The organism is Spiroplasma citri, assembly GCF_001886855.1.
GTDB lineage: Bacteria > Bacillota_I > Bacilli_A > Mycoplasmatales > Mycoplasmataceae > Spiroplasma > Spiroplasma citri.
Genome location: NZ_CP013197.1, coordinates 907,122 through 925,252 on the forward strand (window position 1 = coordinate 907,122; position 18,131 = coordinate 925,252).

General features: G+C 22.1%; 32 protein-coding genes and 4 pseudogenes. All 36 read right to left on the reverse strand.

Annotation, left to right across the window (positions count from 1 at the left end):
- Window positions 1-5: 5 nt before the first annotated feature.
- Window positions 6-2,144: pseudogene (locus SCITRI_RS05065) on the reverse strand (spiroplasma phage ORF1-like family protein).
- A gap of 11 nt (window positions 2,145-2,155) precedes the next feature.
- Window positions 2,156-2,392: a hypothetical protein gene (locus SCITRI_RS05070; RefSeq protein ID WP_071937484.1), complete on the reverse strand. Its 237-nt coding sequence runs from the start codon at window positions 2,390-2,392 to the stop codon at window positions 2,156-2,158.
- Window positions 2,392-2,769 carry a hypothetical protein gene (locus SCITRI_RS05075; protein ID WP_071937327.1) on the reverse strand — a complete coding sequence of 126 codons (378 nt, stop codon included), beginning with the start codon at window positions 2,767-2,769 and terminating at the stop codon, window positions 2,392-2,394. Before SCITRI_RS05075 ends, SCITRI_RS05070 begins: the two co-directional genes overlap by 1 nt.
- Window positions 2,762-3,776, reverse strand: a pseudogene (locus tag SCITRI_RS12315) (hypothetical protein). Before SCITRI_RS12315 ends, SCITRI_RS05075 begins: the two are co-directional and overlap by 8 nt.
- Window positions 3,776-3,979, reverse strand: coding sequence for a DUF2649 domain-containing protein (locus SCITRI_RS05085; RefSeq protein WP_071890543.1), 204 nt, complete (start codon window positions 3,977-3,979; stop codon window positions 3,776-3,778). The pseudogene SCITRI_RS12315 and the gene SCITRI_RS05085 overlap by 1 nt, the downstream one beginning before the upstream one ends.
- 138 nt (window positions 3,980-4,117) lie before the next feature.
- Window positions 4,118-4,489, reverse strand: a complete 372-nt coding sequence (locus SCITRI_RS05090) for a hypothetical protein (protein WP_071937485.1) — start codon at window positions 4,487-4,489, stop codon at window positions 4,118-4,120.
- 1 nt (window position 4,490) lies between these two features.
- Window positions 4,491-4,927: pseudogene (locus tag SCITRI_RS05095) on the reverse strand (DUF3627 domain-containing protein).
- Entirely contained in the window at window positions 4,920-5,255 is a 336-nt protein-coding gene (locus SCITRI_RS05100; protein WP_071937487.1) for a hypothetical protein, read from the reverse strand. The pseudogene SCITRI_RS05095 and the gene SCITRI_RS05100 overlap by 8 nt, the downstream one beginning before the upstream one ends.
- Window positions 5,248-5,607: a hypothetical protein gene (locus tag SCITRI_RS05105; protein WP_071937488.1), complete on the reverse strand. Its 360-nt coding sequence runs from the start codon at window positions 5,605-5,607 to the stop codon at window positions 5,248-5,250. The genes SCITRI_RS05100 and SCITRI_RS05105 overlap by 8 nt, the downstream gene beginning before the upstream one ends.
- Before the next feature lie 363 nt (window positions 5,608-5,970).
- A complete protein-coding gene (locus SCITRI_RS05110) occupies window positions 5,971-6,162 on the reverse strand; it encodes a hypothetical protein (protein WP_071938058.1) in 192 nt (63 codons plus the stop codon).
- A 72-nt stretch (window positions 6,163-6,234) separates the two neighbouring features.
- Window positions 6,235-6,372, reverse strand: a complete 138-nt coding sequence (locus SCITRI_RS05115) for a hypothetical protein (RefSeq protein ID WP_071937489.1) — start codon at window positions 6,370-6,372, stop codon at window positions 6,235-6,237.
- 324 nt (window positions 6,373-6,696) lie between these two features.
- Window positions 6,697-6,990, reverse strand: a complete 294-nt coding sequence (locus tag SCITRI_RS05125) for a recombinase RecT (protein ID WP_071937491.1) — start codon at window positions 6,988-6,990, stop codon at window positions 6,697-6,699.
- Window positions 6,991-7,109: 119 nt separating this feature from the next.
- Window positions 7,110-7,352 (reverse strand): hypothetical protein, encoded by a 243-nt coding sequence (locus SCITRI_RS05130; protein WP_071937492.1) that lies wholly within the window; start codon window positions 7,350-7,352, stop codon window positions 7,110-7,112.
- A 121-nt stretch (window positions 7,353-7,473) separates the two neighbouring features.
- Window positions 7,474-8,073 (reverse strand): terminase large subunit domain-containing protein, encoded by a 600-nt coding sequence (locus tag SCITRI_RS05135; RefSeq protein WP_071937493.1) that lies wholly within the window; start codon window positions 8,071-8,073, stop codon window positions 7,474-7,476.
- 2 nt (window positions 8,074-8,075) lie between these two features.
- Window positions 8,076-8,558: a hypothetical protein gene (locus tag SCITRI_RS05140; protein WP_071937494.1), complete on the reverse strand. Its 483-nt coding sequence runs from the start codon at window positions 8,556-8,558 to the stop codon at window positions 8,076-8,078.
- Between the two features lie 270 nt (window positions 8,559-8,828).
- Window positions 8,829-9,413 carry a hypothetical protein gene (locus SCITRI_RS05145; RefSeq protein WP_071937495.1) on the reverse strand — a complete coding sequence of 195 codons (585 nt, stop codon included), beginning with the start codon at window positions 9,411-9,413 and terminating at the stop codon, window positions 8,829-8,831.
- A 171-nt stretch (window positions 9,414-9,584) separates the two neighbouring features.
- Window positions 9,585-9,743 (reverse strand): hypothetical protein, encoded by a 159-nt coding sequence (locus SCITRI_RS10080; RefSeq protein WP_155522124.1) that lies wholly within the window; start codon window positions 9,741-9,743, stop codon window positions 9,585-9,587.
- A gap of 130 nt (window positions 9,744-9,873) precedes the next feature.
- A complete protein-coding gene (locus SCITRI_RS05150; protein WP_164023995.1) occupies window positions 9,874-10,251 on the reverse strand; it encodes an HNH endonuclease in 378 nt (125 codons plus the stop codon).
- The gene (locus SCITRI_RS05155; RefSeq protein WP_071937497.1) at window positions 10,232-10,825 is read right to left on the reverse strand and encodes a RecT family recombinase; all 594 of its coding nucleotides are present in this window, start codon (window positions 10,823-10,825) and stop codon (window positions 10,232-10,234) included. Before SCITRI_RS05155 ends, SCITRI_RS05150 begins: the two co-directional genes overlap by 20 nt.
- A gap of 32 nt (window positions 10,826-10,857) precedes the next feature.
- Window positions 10,858-11,085: a hypothetical protein gene (locus tag SCITRI_RS05160; protein ID WP_071937498.1), complete on the reverse strand. Its 228-nt coding sequence runs from the start codon at window positions 11,083-11,085 to the stop codon at window positions 10,858-10,860.
- Between the two features lie 119 nt (window positions 11,086-11,204).
- Window positions 11,205-11,447, reverse strand: coding sequence for a hypothetical protein (locus tag SCITRI_RS05165; RefSeq protein ID WP_071937499.1), 243 nt, complete (start codon window positions 11,445-11,447; stop codon window positions 11,205-11,207).
- A 248-nt stretch (window positions 11,448-11,695) separates the two neighbouring features.
- Entirely contained in the window at window positions 11,696-11,872 is a 177-nt protein-coding gene (locus tag SCITRI_RS05170; RefSeq protein WP_084566889.1) for a single-stranded DNA-binding protein, read from the reverse strand.
- A gap of 90 nt (window positions 11,873-11,962) precedes the next feature.
- Complete coding sequence (locus SCITRI_RS05175; RefSeq protein ID WP_071937500.1) at window positions 11,963-12,682, reverse strand: PD-(D/E)XK nuclease family protein; 720 nt, start codon at window positions 12,680-12,682, stop codon at window positions 11,963-11,965.
- Window positions 12,683-12,687: 5 nt separating this feature from the next.
- On the reverse strand, window positions 12,688-13,365 hold the full coding sequence (locus SCITRI_RS05180) for a hypothetical protein (RefSeq protein ID WP_071937501.1): 678 nt from the start codon (window positions 13,363-13,365) through the stop codon (window positions 12,688-12,690).
- Window positions 13,365-13,676, reverse strand: a complete 312-nt coding sequence (locus SCITRI_RS05185) for a hypothetical protein (RefSeq protein ID WP_071937502.1) — start codon at window positions 13,674-13,676, stop codon at window positions 13,365-13,367. Before SCITRI_RS05185 ends, SCITRI_RS05180 begins: the two co-directional genes overlap by 1 nt.
- Window positions 13,676-13,909, reverse strand: coding sequence for a pentapeptide repeat-containing protein (locus SCITRI_RS05190; protein ID WP_071937503.1), 234 nt, complete (start codon window positions 13,907-13,909; stop codon window positions 13,676-13,678). Before SCITRI_RS05190 ends, SCITRI_RS05185 begins: the two co-directional genes overlap by 1 nt.
- Before the next feature lies 1 nt (window position 13,910).
- Window positions 13,911-14,084, reverse strand: coding sequence for a hypothetical protein (locus SCITRI_RS10085; RefSeq protein WP_155522126.1), 174 nt, complete (start codon window positions 14,082-14,084; stop codon window positions 13,911-13,913).
- A 2-nt stretch (window positions 14,085-14,086) separates the two neighbouring features.
- Entirely contained in the window at window positions 14,087-14,470 is a 384-nt protein-coding gene (locus tag SCITRI_RS05195; RefSeq protein ID WP_071937504.1) for a hypothetical protein, read from the reverse strand.
- A 53-nt stretch (window positions 14,471-14,523) separates the two neighbouring features.
- A complete protein-coding gene (locus SCITRI_RS05200; protein ID WP_071937505.1) occupies window positions 14,524-14,718 on the reverse strand; it encodes a hypothetical protein in 195 nt (64 codons plus the stop codon).
- 1 nt (window position 14,719) lies between these two features.
- Window positions 14,720-15,055, reverse strand: coding sequence for a hypothetical protein (locus SCITRI_RS05205; protein WP_071937506.1), 336 nt, complete (start codon window positions 15,053-15,055; stop codon window positions 14,720-14,722).
- 1 nt (window position 15,056) lies between these two features.
- Complete coding sequence (locus tag SCITRI_RS10090) at window positions 15,057-15,224, reverse strand: hypothetical protein (RefSeq protein WP_155522127.1); 168 nt, start codon at window positions 15,222-15,224, stop codon at window positions 15,057-15,059.
- A 135-nt stretch (window positions 15,225-15,359) separates the two neighbouring features.
- Window positions 15,360-15,818, reverse strand: coding sequence for a hypothetical protein (locus tag SCITRI_RS05210; protein WP_147077342.1), 459 nt, complete (start codon window positions 15,816-15,818; stop codon window positions 15,360-15,362).
- 49 nt (window positions 15,819-15,867) lie between these two features.
- On the reverse strand, window positions 15,868-16,101 hold the full coding sequence (locus SCITRI_RS05215) for a hypothetical protein (protein WP_071937508.1): 234 nt from the start codon (window positions 16,099-16,101) through the stop codon (window positions 15,868-15,870).
- Window positions 16,102-16,119: 18 nt separating this feature from the next.
- Window positions 16,120-16,581: a DNA-methyltransferase gene (locus tag SCITRI_RS05220; protein WP_071937509.1), complete on the reverse strand. Its 462-nt coding sequence runs from the start codon at window positions 16,579-16,581 to the stop codon at window positions 16,120-16,122.
- A gap of 106 nt (window positions 16,582-16,687) precedes the next feature.
- Window positions 16,688-17,129: pseudogene (locus SCITRI_RS05225) on the reverse strand (DUF3627 domain-containing protein).
- Between the two features lie 246 nt (window positions 17,130-17,375).
- Window positions 17,376-17,621: a hypothetical protein gene (locus tag SCITRI_RS05230; protein WP_071937510.1), complete on the reverse strand. Its 246-nt coding sequence runs from the start codon at window positions 17,619-17,621 to the stop codon at window positions 17,376-17,378.
- Window positions 17,622-18,131 lie beyond the last annotated feature (510 nt).

Below are 18,131 nucleotides of genomic sequence, written 5' to 3' on the forward strand. Positions count from 1 at the left end.
CTTTTTTATATTAATCGCACAAATTTCATAAAAATAATTAATAAAAAGATATTTGTTATTGTACTATACAATGCGGGATTAAATTTTCATACTTCAAATATTTGACTAAAAAAACTATATACTGTTTCAAAAACCTTACCAACACCACTCGCTAACTCATTAACTTGTTTAACACCAGGAATAGTATTGACAATTCAAATCACCGCACTTCTAATATGAGCACCAAAATCTCATCAACCCTCTGGCGTTACATATTGCACTTGTCATCATTGTTTATCGGGAAACAACCCAACATTATTAATCTCTTGTCAGTTATAAATTCCAAAATTAAAATCATAATATCGGTACATATCATTCTCTTTTTGTTCTTGCAATTCAAAAACATTATAACCGATTTTTTGTTCTTCAATTTTTTTATATTGCAAACCATATTTATTTTGTAAATCACCGCCAAAAACATAACCCGAATTTGACTTAATATTATAATTATTAGCAACCGAAAAATCATAATTAAAAACACTACCATAATTATTAATCGTATAAAAACTGTTTATATTTATCTGAAAAATAAAAATATCGTGGGTAAATTTTAAAACCATTATTTACTAATAAACCATATTTTTTATTATAACCTTGAACATAAGTATTATTCTCTAAATCAAAAATCGTACGTAAATAATTAGTATAAAATTTCTGTGAAATCTTAAACATACTATTTAATAATTTATCAAATTGTAATTTATCGTTAATATTTTCACTCAACAAAATATTATTAAAATTTTGTAATTTCAAAGCAAAAAAGTTAACTAAAACAGTATCATACTGTAAATTATTAATATATCCATTTTCAATAAACGAACTACGATTTTGAAACACTGGCACCAAAGCACTTGCAAAAAACGACTGTAAAAACTTAGATAAATCAAACTGACCGCTAAACTGTTGATAATATTTTAAATCTTTACTATTTAATGATGCATAAATTGAACCATTAAAATTAAAAACCTCACCCATTCCCATTCGCATAAAACTAAAATTAAAACTTAAATCATCATTATTAATATTATTTAACTCTAAACTACCAGAAATAATTAAATTTGCTTCATCAACAGTTAAAATCATCCGATAAATTGCTTTTTTAATATTTTTAACATCCAATTCATCAACCGTCTCAAAATCAAAAATTATCCGCTTTGTTCCAACCTTATTCGGATTTTCATAATCAGCACTTCCGCCTTGCTGAACCCTAGTATTTTCTAGCAAAACAGAATATAAAGATAAACTAATAAATTCTTTTACGCGAGTTTGTTGATAACTATTTCAATCAGTAATTTCACCAGTGTTTTTATCAATAGTAGGTATTTGTGGCTCACCATTACCATCTCAACGATAAAGACCTTTAAGGTTATTATTTTTAGCATAATATTTTATACTATGAACATAAATTACCTCTCCTATTTTCTTTACACCAGATGTATCGTGTTTAAACTTACCAATTTTTCATTCATTACTTGTATTTTTTCACTCAACAAAATAATATTTATTATCAACATTATTTTCAAAAGAATTGTAATCAGTAATTAATTTTCAATTATCTTGGTTTAACTTAACTCTTGGATAATGATTTTCTTTATAACGGTCAACATTTTCCACAATTTCTTTCGATACATCAAACATCTTATATTTTACAGCAAAAGAATAAATAAAATCAGTTAAATCATCCAAAAAATTCTCCTTTTTAACATCATAAAATTTTTCAACCATATACTGATTTTTTAAACTATGTCATTGTTGATAATAATTTAAAAATGTTTCACTAGGTTTATCATAAACAACTCCCGTAGAATAACTATCTTGTAAAAAATCCAAATACCATTTATCATTAAATGATAATTTTTTTGATGTTTTTAAAGTTGGATTAATAAAATAATTTGTCTCCGACCAATTTTCAAAAAAACTACTGCGTAAAAACATTGTATTAATAAAATCAGTTTCATTAATACCTTTACCAGTAATAATTCTTCTTGTTTAAGCGTATAATGCTCCTCATTTAAGGGTCTAAACGCCGTTAAAGTAATAAATGGAATAACCAAACCCAAAAAACTTAAAATAAATATGGCAAATAAAGATAACGATTTTTTCATAAACTTAACTCCTAACTATACAATGTTTTTGAAACAATAAACCCAACAATATATAAACTTGATATCGTTAACATTAACGGATGACTAAACAAAACTGCCATTCTACCAAATAATCAAATCAACCAATTATCAGAATTATATAAATCCATAATAATATTTTTTGCCGATGTAAATTGATTAATAATAACAGTAATAAAACCAGTTCCAAATATCGCAATCGCCGCCACCAATAAAACTAATTTAATCATTACTTAACACCTCTTTTAAATTTTGCTTGTTGTCTAACATTTTGACGCTTAATTTCTCGTTTAACTTGCTGCTTATTACTATTTTGATAAACATTTTTACCAACATTAATACCTTTTCGTACAGTTGACGAATATACTTGCGAAACACCATTATTAACTGTCGAACCTAAATTATTATATTGTGTTGATGTCCCGTGAATTGCATAAATCGATAACTTAATAACCATAAAAAAGATTAAAAAATAAGCAATTGACGTATTTGTCATCGGTAATTTTGTATTTCAAATTACATCAAAAATAAACAAAAATATATCAAAAACAAAACTAAAAATCTTGTCTCAATTACTATTATTATTTTCAACTAATAAATTAATCATCTTTACTATTTCCTTTCTCTTTTTTAGGTTTTAAATTCTTTTTCAAAATATCAATATCAAATAACTCCAATCGTTCTTTAACGCTTAATTTTGTGATTTCCGATCAATAATAAAATTTTTCATTAACAATTTCATCATTCTTTAAATCACGTACAAACTTTAACCATTCACTATCATACTTATTAGCAAATTCAAGGGGAATTATTATTTTAAAAAACCGAATTCCTAACTCAACATCCGACTTATGTTTTGCTCTTTTACCTTCTACTGTTCGTTCTACTGATTTTGTTTTTCAAATTTCATAATCCGTTATATCTTGGAAAATCCCAATTCGCATAATAAAGAAACGATTAAAAAAAATTAAATCCTTTTTTAGCAACGGGTTTTTTCAATGAAATTGGAATAATAATTCCACTTGCTAACTGGCGAATATTATTTCAAATCATACCCTCACGCTGAGCAGTAAACAACGCACGATGTCCAAAATGTCTCGCTAAAACAATTCACGGTATTTTACCACTATGAACTTTTTTTTCATCGTGAGGACTAGTTCCGTCAATATATAAATAACTTTCATCAAATAAAATAACACTATCATCTAGGGGAACGGGTTTTGTTCTATCAGTAAAATCTAAATTTTTAAATGTTAAAACTTTAACCTTATCATCTTCTAACGGATAATTACTATAAATTTCATCTGTCAATAATTTCATAGTTTGCGACAAATAAGTTAAAAGTAATGTTTTACCAGTTCCTAACTTACCAATAATTACCGATAACGGATTATCTCAAACAAAATTTACTAACCCAAAAGAATTTAACTGATAAAAAATATTTTTTCACAATCATCACACAAAATAAACACACTGCAAAGCAAATAATATTCAAAATACTAAACCAACACAATACAAAGAAATTAACCAAAGTAATAAATCAATTAAACTAAACAAAAGCATTGAACCACTAATATAACAATAGTTTTTAAAGAAAAATATAAATTTTTTCATTATTTAAAATACCCAACTATCTTAAAAACCATTCACAAGAAAAACCAAGTTAAAAACAAAATCACAACTCAAACACCAACCATCAAGGTTAAATATTCATTTTGCGTTAAATTCCACATTGTAATACTTTCAACATTCGTTTTATCGATAAACAAAAATATATGAATAAAAAACTCTTTTAATTTAATTCAATCATTTTGCATTTTTAAAAACTCCATATTTTTTGAATAAGTTTAAAAAACATTCCAAAAAATAAAACAACAAATAACACAAAGGATATAACATATAAAAACTCAGGGGCATTTGCACCAATAATATAACTAACAAATTGAACTCAATAATTATATAAACTCATAATAAAAACCTCCATATTTATCATATTCATATGCATTTTTATAATCAAAACGAAACATACTAAGTTTAACGGGTTTTTTATAAAATTGTTCATCTAAAATTTCACAAAATTCGTAAGACAAGGATTTTTTAAATTTTTTATAACATTTCTTACACAAAAATTTAACTTTATATTCGCCACCAAACTTTCTAAAATAAACTTGTGCCTTTATAAATTGATTAGAACAACCAAATAATTTAAAATAATTTTCATTTGAATTATAAATAATATAACCATTATCACATAATTTATAACCTTTATTTTTTTCGTACTTTATTCTATTTTCTCTTTGTTCTTCTTTTGTTGATTTAACTTCCATTTTATAATTCCTCACAGTCTTTAATTAATTGTTCTTTTTTTCAACACTTAAATTTGTGAAATTATTATTGTTATTATTTGCTTTTACTTTTTTAGGTTCACTTGAAAATAACGCTTTTTTCATTTTAGTAAAATAATTTTGTTTATATTGATTATATAAATTGATTAATTCTGTTCCAGTTAAATATTTTCAAATATTTCGCTTTAAATTTTCATCATATTTTACAATAGGGTAAGAATTATCATAAATCAAACCGATTGCTACTTGTTCCAAATGTTTTTCACTCGGATAAATAAACTTATTACTCAATCAAAAACCAATATGACGATTATGATTAGGTAAATTAATAAAACTTGCTTTTTCTGTTGTAAAAGGGATAAATTCCTTACTAATAAAATAATTTTCTACATTATGATTTTTCTTAACAAAATTACTCAATTTTATCAACTTCTTTCTTTAATTGTTTTTTAAATCCTTTATTTAAATCTATATGTTCCAAAATAGTTGGTACAATTGCCAAAATTACAGAAACAAACCATAAAACTAATGCCAAAATAAAAATTTCTTTATTGTTATTATTTATATTTAAAATAAAAACATAAACTAACACAACTGAACTTATAAAAAGAAAAATATATAAAAATCAAGCAACAAAATTAACTAAAATATATCATTTTTTTAATTTTTTATATTCCTTAATTGTTTTAAATTCCTTACTAATAAAATAATTTTCTACATTCTGATTTTTCTTAACAAAATTACTCAATTTTATCAACTCCTCGTCTTACTGGTCTTAACATTGTGCCTTTTCCTAATCCTCCAATTATATTTTCTAACGGTAACATTCTTTTCTTTAACAACATAACTTTATATTCTTTAATTTCGCATATATGACATTGAATTATAAAAAATAAAAGAATAAATATTAAAAATAAAAATAAAGAAAAAAGTAAAATACCAACAATTATTTCTCTATTTGAAAACAAAACAAGACCTACAATAATTTCAATAAGAACAATGAAAAATTGAAAATAAACAAAACCAAAAACAAAATTCCTAATAATAAAATCTCTCTTTAATTTTTTACATTCCTTAGTTGTTTTAAATTTCATATCCATAAGATAATCTCCTAACTAAATATTTGTTTAATAAACAATGTTATAAATAATGTTTATATAATGTTTTTTAATTGTAATAAACACTGATTATTAACAATGTTATACATAATGCTAATATATTGTTTATTTAATGTTTAATAAAAACTGTTAATAAGCATTGTTAAATATAAAAATAATAAAAATTGGCACACTGAAAATAACTATTAAGAACTTTAATAGTAAATATAATAAGTTCATTTTTCTATTTAATAAATTCATTTTTTACAAATGTGATAGCATCTATTTTTTGATTATCATGAATGGTATCACCAATTAAAACAATTATTTCACTAAAAATTCCTAGTGTGCCTTAGATAATAAATATTAAAATCCTTTAACCATAACACGGAAAAAGTTTAAGATTTTAATAATACAAAATATAGCAAATGGAATTAATATAATTCACGCTTCACCTAAAAAAACCATTATCTCAAGTAAAATATTTGTTATACCTTCTTTAACTTTTCATAATGCACTAGTCAAACCCGTTCAAATACCAGTCATACCCTCAGACATAGTTTTAGGTGTAGGTGCTGTTAAAAAATTAAACGCTGTTGTTAAATACAATACCTAACATTATTTATTACTCTACTTTCTTTCAATTTCTTTTTTATCTTTTTTCTTTCCTCGAATTTGTTTAATTTTTTGGTAAATTAATAAACCAAAATAAAGAAAAATTGCTAATACAATAACAACACTAAATATTGTCGTTAATCAAGTTGGCATAATACATCTCCTTTCTAAAAACTAAAAAATTGAAATTTGCAAACTCGCTCCGCTCGTTGTCGCTTCGCTCCATTAAAAACACTACTGAATAAATTATCCGCTAATAAATTACGCGGAATAATTTATTCTTTTACTTTTTAATTTCAATATCTTTTGCAATCTTATTAACAGTATTAATAACATTATCTTTACCATACTTTTTCACTAGGGACCGCAAAATAAAATATTGCTTTGTTTGCATAATTTCAACTCCTCAATTAAAAATATTAAAAAAATTTACTTTCCAAAACTGTAAAAACCAAAAATACAAAATGTATGTGGTTTCTACAGAATATAACCCTTATAACCAATTTGCAACTGTCCTTTTCAATTATATGGAACAATATAGGCATATCCTAAGTTAGGATCTAACGGTAAATCTAATAACATTGCTTTTACACAAGCAGATAAAACACTCATTAAATTTATTTTTTCTTTATCAAATAAACTGGGATTATTATTATAAATTGTTAAGATATTTTTACGAAATAAATTAATTTCTTTCTGATTTGTTAATTTTTCATTAATTCAATTATTAACTTTTGAATTATTTAATATTAATTCAATTTTATTATTCATTTTATTTTTTCTCCTTTTTTATTTTTCACAAATAACACGAATAGCAATTATATTTATGTAATTTTGTAAAAAAGCATAATTTTATATTTTTACATTTTAAAAAATGATTACGATATTTATTACATTTTTTCATTATATTTTTTTCTTTCTAAAATTAGATCTAACTTATCATCTTTACAAATAACTAAATTATTTTCCCCATAATTTTTTTTAAAATATTCTCATTCCCAAGTTGAATTAATATTGACATCTTCAACATCAATACCAGTTATATATTCACCAAAATAAGTTTTACATGGTCGTTTACCTTTTTCAGAACGATAACATAAAATATATTTATTATTTTTCATATTTAATCTCATAAAATCGCATCATCATTATTTTCAAATGATTTATTTGCTTCTATTTCTTCTAAACGAATATTTCTTGTTGCTGATTGGGTCTGATTTATTTTTGTGGGTGTTATGGGAGGTGTACTATTTTTTAAATTATTATTAGTTTGTAAAAATTGACAACTAATAGTGGTTGAAAAAAAGAATTATTATGTATAAACTCTATTTTATCTCGCTTAACTTTTAAAATTTTATTTAAGTTAGGATTAATAAAAATCATTCGTCGCATTTCTTCATAAACTCTTTTTGCTTGATCTCGTTTGGTTGCAATAGAATAAAGTTCGGCATTTGCTTCATTATCTAAAATTAAACTTTTTAAAGCGATTGCAGAAGCAAGGGCGGTTTTTCCATTTCCTCTTCCAACAATTAAGAGTGCTTCTTTAAATCTTCTTAAATTTGTTTTTTTATCATAAAAACCATATAATGCTTCTAAAAATGCTTTTTGCCATAATTCTAATTTAAAATTTTGTTTATTATATTCTCCAGTTGTATGAAAGCAAGATTTTTCAATAAAGCTAATTGTTTTATTTGCTTCTTTGTGATTAAAATAATAATCTTTATTTGATTTTAATTCTTTTACTAATGTGGAAACAATTTTTTTAATTTTTATTCCAACTTTATTTTTATTTGAGTTTTTATTTATTCATTCATAATATAGTTCTAAATTTGTTTTTTCATTATTTGCTTGCATTCTTATTTTTCCTCTGAATTATCATATAAATTATTAAAATTAAAAGTATCGGAATTATCTTTTTGATTAGCTATTTTTATTCATTGTTCTATTATTTCATATCCAGCTTTATAATCTTTATATGCTTGTCCATAAGAAATTAAAGCGGGGTGTCTTACTTCTTTTGGTTTTCCGCGATTATTATCGGTTTCAGAAAATAATTTACCGTCATTAATTAAGGTTTGGATTTCATTATTAATGTTATTTAAAGTTAATTTAAGGGTACAAAATTCTTCTAAAAAATCAAGTTTAATAATATCTAAAATAACATTTTTTTCTTTTAAAAATCGTTTATATTTATTTATTAATTTTTCTTTATCTTTTTGTCAATTTAAAAGGTTTTTTTGTTGGTTTAAGTTATTGTTTTCTTTTGTTAAAATGCTTTCATTTTTTGTTAAATTTTGGTTATTTTTTGCTTGTTTTTTGCTATTTTTTAACTCATTCATTTATAAAAACTCCTTTATTTACGGGGTTTTTTATTATTTTTAGTATAAAAGTGTGGTTTTTTTTAAAATTAAAAAAAGTGTACACGGAACCCCACCATCACGGAACCCTATAAGTCCTTATTTTAAAGGACTTATAGGGGGGTATATAAGTAAAATAAAATTAATATTTATATAACTAATTACACCGTGATGATACCGTCATTAAAAATATTTGTCAAATAAAAAACAACAAAATTAATTGTTGTTTGATTAAATTAATTTTTTATAAAATTAAATATTTTTTACAAAATTTATTGTTTCTTCCGGATTTATAAATAATTTAATTTTATTATTATTATTTGTAAAACCTTCCATTCTAAATAGCATATTTAAATAAAAATTATTATTTTTTTTAACAAAACATAAATTATAAATAATTTCTACTTCATAATTTCGGTTTGGTTTATATTTATAAAATTTTAAATTAGAATTATTTTCGTTTTTATCTAAAAGAGAAATATAATTATAATATTCATTAGGTTTTAACGCCTTAACTATATATGTATCTTGGTTTAATTCTTTATCAAAAACAGATAAAGACATATTAAAATTTTTAAAATAAAAACCGTTAAAATTTTCTTTTAATTCTTTCAAAGAATTAATATTTAATTTTTCTGTAAGGTTTAATTCACAGTTAAATAATATTTCATCTTCTAAAATTTGTTGTTTAATAAAAAATTCTTTTTTATTAAAATTAATATTAATATTTTCACAAGTATAAATATTATTTGAGGAACTTGGCATCATTGCCATTAATGGTGTTACTCCAGCAGTTAATAATGTAAATGAACTTAATAATCCTATTTTTTTTTTCATATATATCATTCCTTTCTTTTATAAAAATAGAAATAATAGGCTTATTTTCCTTATTATTCCCATAAATTTAAAAAGAATTGATATGATATCAAAATTTGATACAATAATTTACAAAAAAACAAGGAATTTAAGCATTTTGTGTTTCTAAGATATAAAATTATATTTCTATTTTTATAAATTAATCTTATCATACTTATTTTTTATACATTTAAAATGTCCATTATAAAGTAATTGATTTTCATTTTCATTAATTTTTAATAATCCTGCTTGAGTAAAAATAATTGGTATTTCTTTATTATAATATCCTATTATTATTTTATAACTATTCATTTTTTTCACTTCCTTTGTTAATTTTTCTTTTCTGTTTTAAACATTTTTATAAAAATCTTTTTTAATACATCAATAACAATGCTATTGCCAGCTTGTTTATAAAGTTGTGTTTCTGAAACAATTTTATTTTTTATTCTTCTTTATCGATTATTTTTACTTTGCCAGTTTTTTCGTCAATTATGACATTATCGCGATATCCTTTTTCGGTTTTGTGTTCTTTATTGTGGCATTTCATGCATAATAGTTCTAAATTTTTTCATGCAAAAAGTTTATCAATGTTTCAATTAATAAAATCTTGATCGGTAATATATTCTTTGTGGTGAACAATAACACCATTAACTATATATCTCTTTTGATAACATCGTTCACATATTCCCATTTTGCTATTAAAATAATCGTTTCTTATTTTTACTCATTTTTTATTGCGATAAAATTTATGTCTAATTGGACGATTTTTATCATAATCTTTTCAATTATTTTTCATTTTCTTAATCAGAAAACATTTCATTAACAGCTTTAGCAATTTCTTCATCATCATTTATTTCATTACTGCTAAATTCTTGTTCTAAATTTAGATTTAGTTCATCTTTTTTGTTATTTAATTCAATAACATTCTTATCTTCTTTATTTTTTATGTTAGGATTATCACTAAACTCTTTGCTGTTATTAATAATTATTGCTTGATCATGTTGATAGGCTTCTTGCATTTCAACTGACATAATACCTCATTTTCTTAAAAGTTGGGTTAATACTGTTTTAAGTGCCATTCCCTCATAACTTCCAGCCGTAAATTTTCCGTAAGTTTGATAATTCTTAGAATATGTTTTAAAATTATTTTCGCATTTTTCTTTACTTCAATATAAAGTTTTTTTATAACCATTTAGTAGTTTAAAAAACGCAACATATCCGATTGTTTCTTTTTTTGTTCGTTCATTTTCGTTGGTTATTCATTTAAAATTGTATTCTTGTTCTAATTCGTCAAAATTTAATAATTCACCTTGTTTTACTTCTATTGCGTTTATTGTTAAATATTTTCCTGTTCGGATTGCTAACTGAATATAACCCTTATAACCAATTTGCAACTGTCCTTTTCCATTATATGGAACAATATAGGCTATCCTAAGTTAGGATCTAACGGTAAATCTAATAACATTGCTTTTACACAAGCAGATAAAACACTCATTAAATTTATTTTTTCTTTATCAAATAAACTGGGATTATTATTATAAATTGTTAAGATATTTTTACGAAATAAATTAATTTCTTTCTGATTTGTTAATTTTTCATTAATTCAATTATTAACTTTTGAATTATTTAATATTAATTCAATTTTATTATTCATTTTATTTTTTCTCCTTTTTTATTTTTCACAAATAACACGAATAGCAATTATATTTATGTAATTTTGTAAAAAAGCATAATTTTATATTTTTACATTTTAAAAAATGATTACGATATTTATTACATTTTTTCATTATATTTTTTTCTTTCTAAAATTAGATCTAACTTATCATCTTTACAAATAACTAAATTATTTTCCCCATAATTTTTTTTAAAATATTCTCATTCCCAAGTTGAATTAATATTGACATCTTCAACATCAATACCAGTTATATATTCACCAAAATAAATTTTACATGGTCGTTTACCTTTTTCAGAACGATAACATAAAATATATTTATTAGTTTCCATATTTAATCTCATAAAATCGCATCATCATTATTTTCAAATGATTTATTTGCTTCTATTTCTTCTAAACGAATATTTCTTGTTGCTGATTGGGTCTGATTTATTTTTGTGGGTGTTATGGGAGGTGTACTATTTTTTAAATTATTATTAGTTTGTAAAAATTGACAACTATAAACTCTTACCGTTCACTGTATTTTATTTTCTTTGTCTTTAAAAGACTGTAAAATACCTGTAATTGCAATTTGACTACCTTTTTGACAATATTACTGTAATACACTTGCTTGTTTATTTCAAACTTGAGAAGGAATAAAATCAGTTTCTTTTTGGGTTGAATGTGGTCTTGTTACTGTTAATTGAAACATGGCATATTCTTTACCATTTTGTGTTCTTTTAATTTCAATATCTTTTGTTGTTCTACCAATGGCAATAAATTGATTCATACTAATATTCCTTTCTAGTGTTTTGGTTTTTTATTTTCTTTGTTGCATTTAAAACAATAACCTCAATATTTTAATTTGGGACAATATTTTTTAATTTTCATAGTTTCTTTTCTCGTTATTAGAATTATTTTTTAAAAATGTATGCATTATTTCTTGTCATTCTAACTTTAATTGATTGGTAATATTGAAACGATTTATATTAACACCATTTTCGTTAATTATTCAAATTTCACCAATATTACTAGTAAAAATATTATTTTTTTCAAGTAAATAATTATATGCTGTAATTTGTATTTTTGCTTTATTAATTTTTTCAGCATTAAAGTATTTTCAAGTTTTAAAATCAACAACAATAGCTTTGTTATTTTCATAATAAATTAAATCGGGAGTGCCACACACTTTTCCGTCTGATAAGGGTATTTCAAACATAATAATTGATTTAATAAAATCGTTTTTTATTCTATTAAAAAAATTATAGAATAACTCAATTATTTTTAAACTTTCTTTTATTGTTGATATTTTTTTACTATTTTTAATAATTGTTTTATAATCTTTTCTATTTTCTGTTTGGAAAATTGCATCATATAAAATCCGTGAAATAAACTCATGAATAATTTTTCCTCTTTCTGTTGCATTTTTAAAAAGTTCATTATTTTTCATTAATTTATCATATTGAATTTCAGTATTATTAAAATAACTAATAATAGCGGTAATGCTGGGGAAAATAATATTATCTATAAAATAAGAGTGGTTATCTTTTTCAAAATTTACATTATATTTTAATTTAATATTATTACTAATAAATTGCATTATCTTTAAAAATGATGTTTCTTTTCATATAATATTTCTAAACCATTAATATTTGGAATTTCATTATTATTTTCTTTAATTGCTTTTTTAATCGCTTCTTCATCAATAGTTTTAATAATAAATTTTTCTGGCACTTTTTCAATATCAATAATATTTATTTTTAAATCTCATCTTGTTTTTAAACCTTTAACTTTTATGTCTTCTTTATTCAAAATTTCAGAAATTAAATTATTTTCTTTATTATTATTTAATTCTTTTAATTGATTTTCAGCCGCATTCATTCAATTAATTTGTTTAGTCAATATTTCAATTTGAATAACATCTGTTTCTAATTTTTCAAAAGATTTAGTAATGTATCTATACAAACTATCAATTATTTTAAGTTCTGATCAATTATTAACAATTGGAGTTATTATTTTTTTAATTGTAGATTTTAATAATATTTTTAATTCAGTACCATAATCTGCATCACTTTTGTTATTAACTTGAAAATTGTTAATATTTTTAATTAAATTATTCAAATTTTTTAAATCATTATCAATATTTTTTAAAAATAATAAATTATTTGCCACACATTTTTTTAATGTTGAGATAATAAATTCATCTTTATTTTTAAAATCATCTAAATCTTTATTTGTTTTAATAATTTGATTTATTTGATTTTCGCTTTTTATTACATCCATTATTTTTCCTCCTTACTAGGTAATTTGTAATATTTAGAATTATCTTTTAATTGTCAAGTTCAATAATCTTTATGTTCATTGTTATGGCAAATTTCATCTGCTTGTCAACTTGTTTCACAATCTTCATCATAATCAACATTTCCCCATCGACATTGAAAATAAAAATCTTCTTTAAATAATTGTTGTTGTTTTAATTCATCAAGTTCTTTACCTAAATTTTGATTAAAATAATGTGCCATTTCTAATTGTTCTTTAAGTGCTTCATTTTCTTCTTTAACTTTGTTAAATTTAATTGATTCTGTTATATTCATTATTCATCCGCCTCAATAACAGTTAATTGTTCTAATTGTTCTTTTGTGATTTTAATATCTTTTAAATCGGCCCAACGTAAATCAGCTTCTTTTAAAACAGCACCTCGTAAAACAGCACAACGTAAATTAACACATCGTAAATCTAATTTTTCACTTTCTAAATATTTACTGATTTTATTTTGTTCAACACTAACTCCTGTTAAATCTTTTATCATTTCGTGTAATGTTTTCATTTTATAATTCCTCCTTATTTTTAATATTTTTAATTCCTTGATAACTATTAAAGTAATATTTATGATTTCTAATTTTAAATTTATTAATTGTTTCTAATGGTTTATTTTCGATATCATAATCTGAGAAATCAAAATAACCAGCACAATAATTACAATGTGAAATAAACTTACTCATTATTAAATTTCCTCCCCACATGTATGACAATTCAAATAAGAAAAATTATTTTTGAGATATTTTACATAATCACATATCATTTCAAATTCACCCTCTATATTGATAAGTATTGACCATTGTTTTGATTTAGAATATTTACATTCTTGACAATGATCACAATCACATTCAATTCTTTGTTCTAAATCACAATAATCATTAATTCTAAATTTATCTTTATATTTTGTATTAAATTCTTCTTTTGTCATATTAAAAATTTCCTCCAAATTCTTTTCTGCAATTAAAGTATCAATATAGTCATAAGCACTTTCTTCTGAATGACATTCTTCTAATGCTTCATTAAATAAATCTTCTTCTGTGTAAACTTTGCCATCTTCATCTTTTCACATATTATTTATGCTCTTTACAAATTTCATTTATTCTTTTTCGTAATTCACATTTTTTACATTTTTGATAAATTCTTAAATAGTTGATTTCACAATGGATTATTTACAACTTCATCTATTGCTTTTTTAATATCTTCGTCACTTTTTTCTCAAATAGTATCAATGTCAGTTTGACTGGTTTTAAATTTTGCTTCTTCTAATTTTTTATCTAAATAATTATCAATATCTTTTTTTGCAACATATTTTTTCATATTATTTATTTTCCTTTAATATAAGTTCTAATAATTTAATAGTTTTTTTATTATTTTCAATAATTTCAGTATATGGTTTACACCTATTTAATTCTTTTTTAAGATATCCGTTAATATTTTCAGTGTTTTTTTCCACATTTTTTATTCGCTCCTTTATTGATACATAGTCGTCGCTACTTAATATTTGTAACAAGAAATTACCATCATTATCAATAATATTAATAACAGCATCTTTATCTTGTTCCTGGAATGAAATTTTATAGCAGTATTCATCATCTAATTTATTAATAATTTCTTTTTGAAATTCTGTTAATTGTAAATTTTTAATTTCTTTCATATTATTTATCTCCTTGTCATTTAATATTTTCATTTTCTAAATCAATAATGGTTGTTTGAGAACAACTTTTATTGTTAGCAGTATATTTTGCTTCTTCTAATGTATAAAATAATTCAGTATCTATTCCAGTAAATGAACTATTTGTTATTAATAAATATCTTTTTTCCATAATTTAATTACTCCTAATTTTTTTTAGTATTTAATGCTCAATGTTCATCAGTAATTTCATCTTTTGAAACTAGATAACTTCTAAGCATTAATTCATTTATTTTGTTGATAGTTTTTTTATTTAACTTTTTCATCTTTACCTCCTTAAATTTCCTTGGTTAATTTTTTTTATTATTTTGATACTTAATAAATAAAAAGTTGGTAAGCATATTGTGTTTACAATTAAAACTCCGATTATTATTTGTTCTATATTTAAAATTTCGAGATTTAATCAAAAAAGTATAAAATCAATTGGAAAATAAATTATTAAATTTATTAATAATAGTAGGATAATTTTTCAGAAATTATGACATTTTATTAAATAAATAATCCTTAATAAAATTGCTAATAAACCAGTTCCTAAATTTCAACATAATGATCCTAGCGTAAAACCCCATAATGATAAATCAACTAATAAATGACCAACAAAACCAATAAATAAACATCAATATCAATTTAAAATAAAAGTACTAATAAAAACTGGGATTAAAAATAATGGAATTGATGTTCTTAAAATAATTTGTATTCGCATTACTTGGGATAATACAACCATCATCGCAATTAAAACTGCTATATAATTTATGTTTTTAATTAATAAAAAATAATTATTGTTTTTGCATTTTTTTATATTTAGCATAACTTAGGCCTAATTTTTTAGCTTGTCTTTTATCTTTTTGTTTTTGTTTATATTCTTCATCAATTAAATTAATGTTGTTTAATAATTCTGTTTTTTGTACGTCAGACAAACCACAATTAGATAATGCAATTAAATAAAGTTTTTGTTTTTCTTGTTCTAATTCTATTTTTTCTAACTTAGCCAAAATTGAAGCAATATTCATTTTTTTATTTCCTTTCTCTTAAAATTCAAATTTAAACTGAATATTTTTTAATCTTTTTTTAATTATTTTGTAATATTCATTATTTATTTCACAACCCAATCACTTTCGATTTAACTGTTCACAAGCATAAGCTGTTGTACCACTTCCTAAAAAACAATCTAAAATTAAATCATTTTCTTTGCTATATTTACTAATTAATCGATTAAATATATATAATGGTTTTTCTGTTGGGTGTCTCGTTAATTTTTTTCCGATTGAATAATTAAAAATTGTTTTTTTACTTTCATAATCATTTTTATAATTCGGAATTCGATGTTTTTTAGAATAAATTATCATACAATATTCTTTATCTTGATAAATATGATTATTAGTTGGCATTGGATTTGTTTTGTTTCAAAGAATAAAATCATAAAGCATATCTTTTTTACGAACTCAATCTAAATAATCAATAATTTGTTGTCTATTCATTCAAATTAACATAAATTTAGTTTTTGAAATTCGATAAAACTCATCTAAATAAGTATTTATCTATTTAATATATAATCTTAAAACTTTGTATATTATTTAAAACTTTTTTGGGAATATTTTAATTTAAACTTTTTAAGTCTTTAATTAATTGTTCTTCTTTTTCAATACTTCAATTTGTTAAATTATTATTGTTATTATTTGCTTTTACTTTTTTAGGTTCACTTGAAAATAATGCTTCTTTCATATTAGTAAAGTAATTTTGTTTATATTGATTATATAAATTAATTAATTCCGTTCCAGTTAAATATTTTCAAATATTTCGCTTTAAATTTTCATCATATTTTACAATAGGGTAAGAATTATCATAAATCAAACCGATTGCTACTTGTTCCAAATGTTTTTCACTCGGATAAATAAACTTATTACTCAATCAAAAACCAATATGACGATTATGATTAGGTAAATTAATAAAACTTGCTTTTTCTGTTGCAAAAGGTATAAATTCCTTACTAAATAAAACAATTATCTATATTCTTATTTTTCTTAACAAAATTACTCAATTTTATCAAAATCTCATAACTAAATATTTGTTTAATAAACATTGTTATATTTAATGTTTATCTATTGTTTATTTAATGTTTAATAAACATTGTTATTAACATTATTAAAAATATAAAATAGTAAAAATTGGCACACTGAAAAATACTATTAACAAGTTTAATAAAAGAAATATAAAATTAAAATTAATAAATCTAATAGCATAACTAGTGTGCCATAGATGAGTTATTCATCTTGTTATATTAGAATTATTTAATTTTACTAAAAAAGATTTTTAAATACCCAGTTTTTCAATCAAACTCTATCCTTGAATTTTCCAAATTATTATAAAGTCAAATTTTTTCTTTGTTTATATACTTAATTTGATTTAATAAAACTTTGTGATTTTGACAAGTTCATAAAATTTTATTTGTTTCAAATTCTTCGGTGATAAATGATGATAATTTATAACAATTAATAACATCACATATTTTTTGTTGTTTAATAATTTTCATTTTTATAAATCAAATTTAATATTGACTATAATAAATATCTTCAAATCATTCTGTTTTTCCACGATGTTTAACTTTATGAACTCGCTTTGGTATTCCGCATTTACTGCATTTAATCATAATATTGATTTTTTCCATTTTTAGTTTCTCCAATCTAATATTTAACGATTGATTTATTAATATAACTAAGTGAAACAAAACAAGGACAACACCTTTACTAAGTTAGTATGTGTGTTATTTACTAATTTCTTAATTTAATACGGTTTTTTTCAGAAAGGAAACAACTTTTTATTATTTTAAAAATTATAAATATATAAAGATGCTGTCCTTGTTTTGAATCAATTAGTTATTTTGGGTTTTTTCAAATAAAAAAACAACCCTTTAATAAAAGTTGTTTTGGCGAATTTCATTTTACAATATACAATATAATAAATAATTAAGAAAAATAGTATGTAAGAAAAGGGAAAATTTAAATTTTCCCTTTTCTTACATTAAATTGTTAAAAATAAGCAT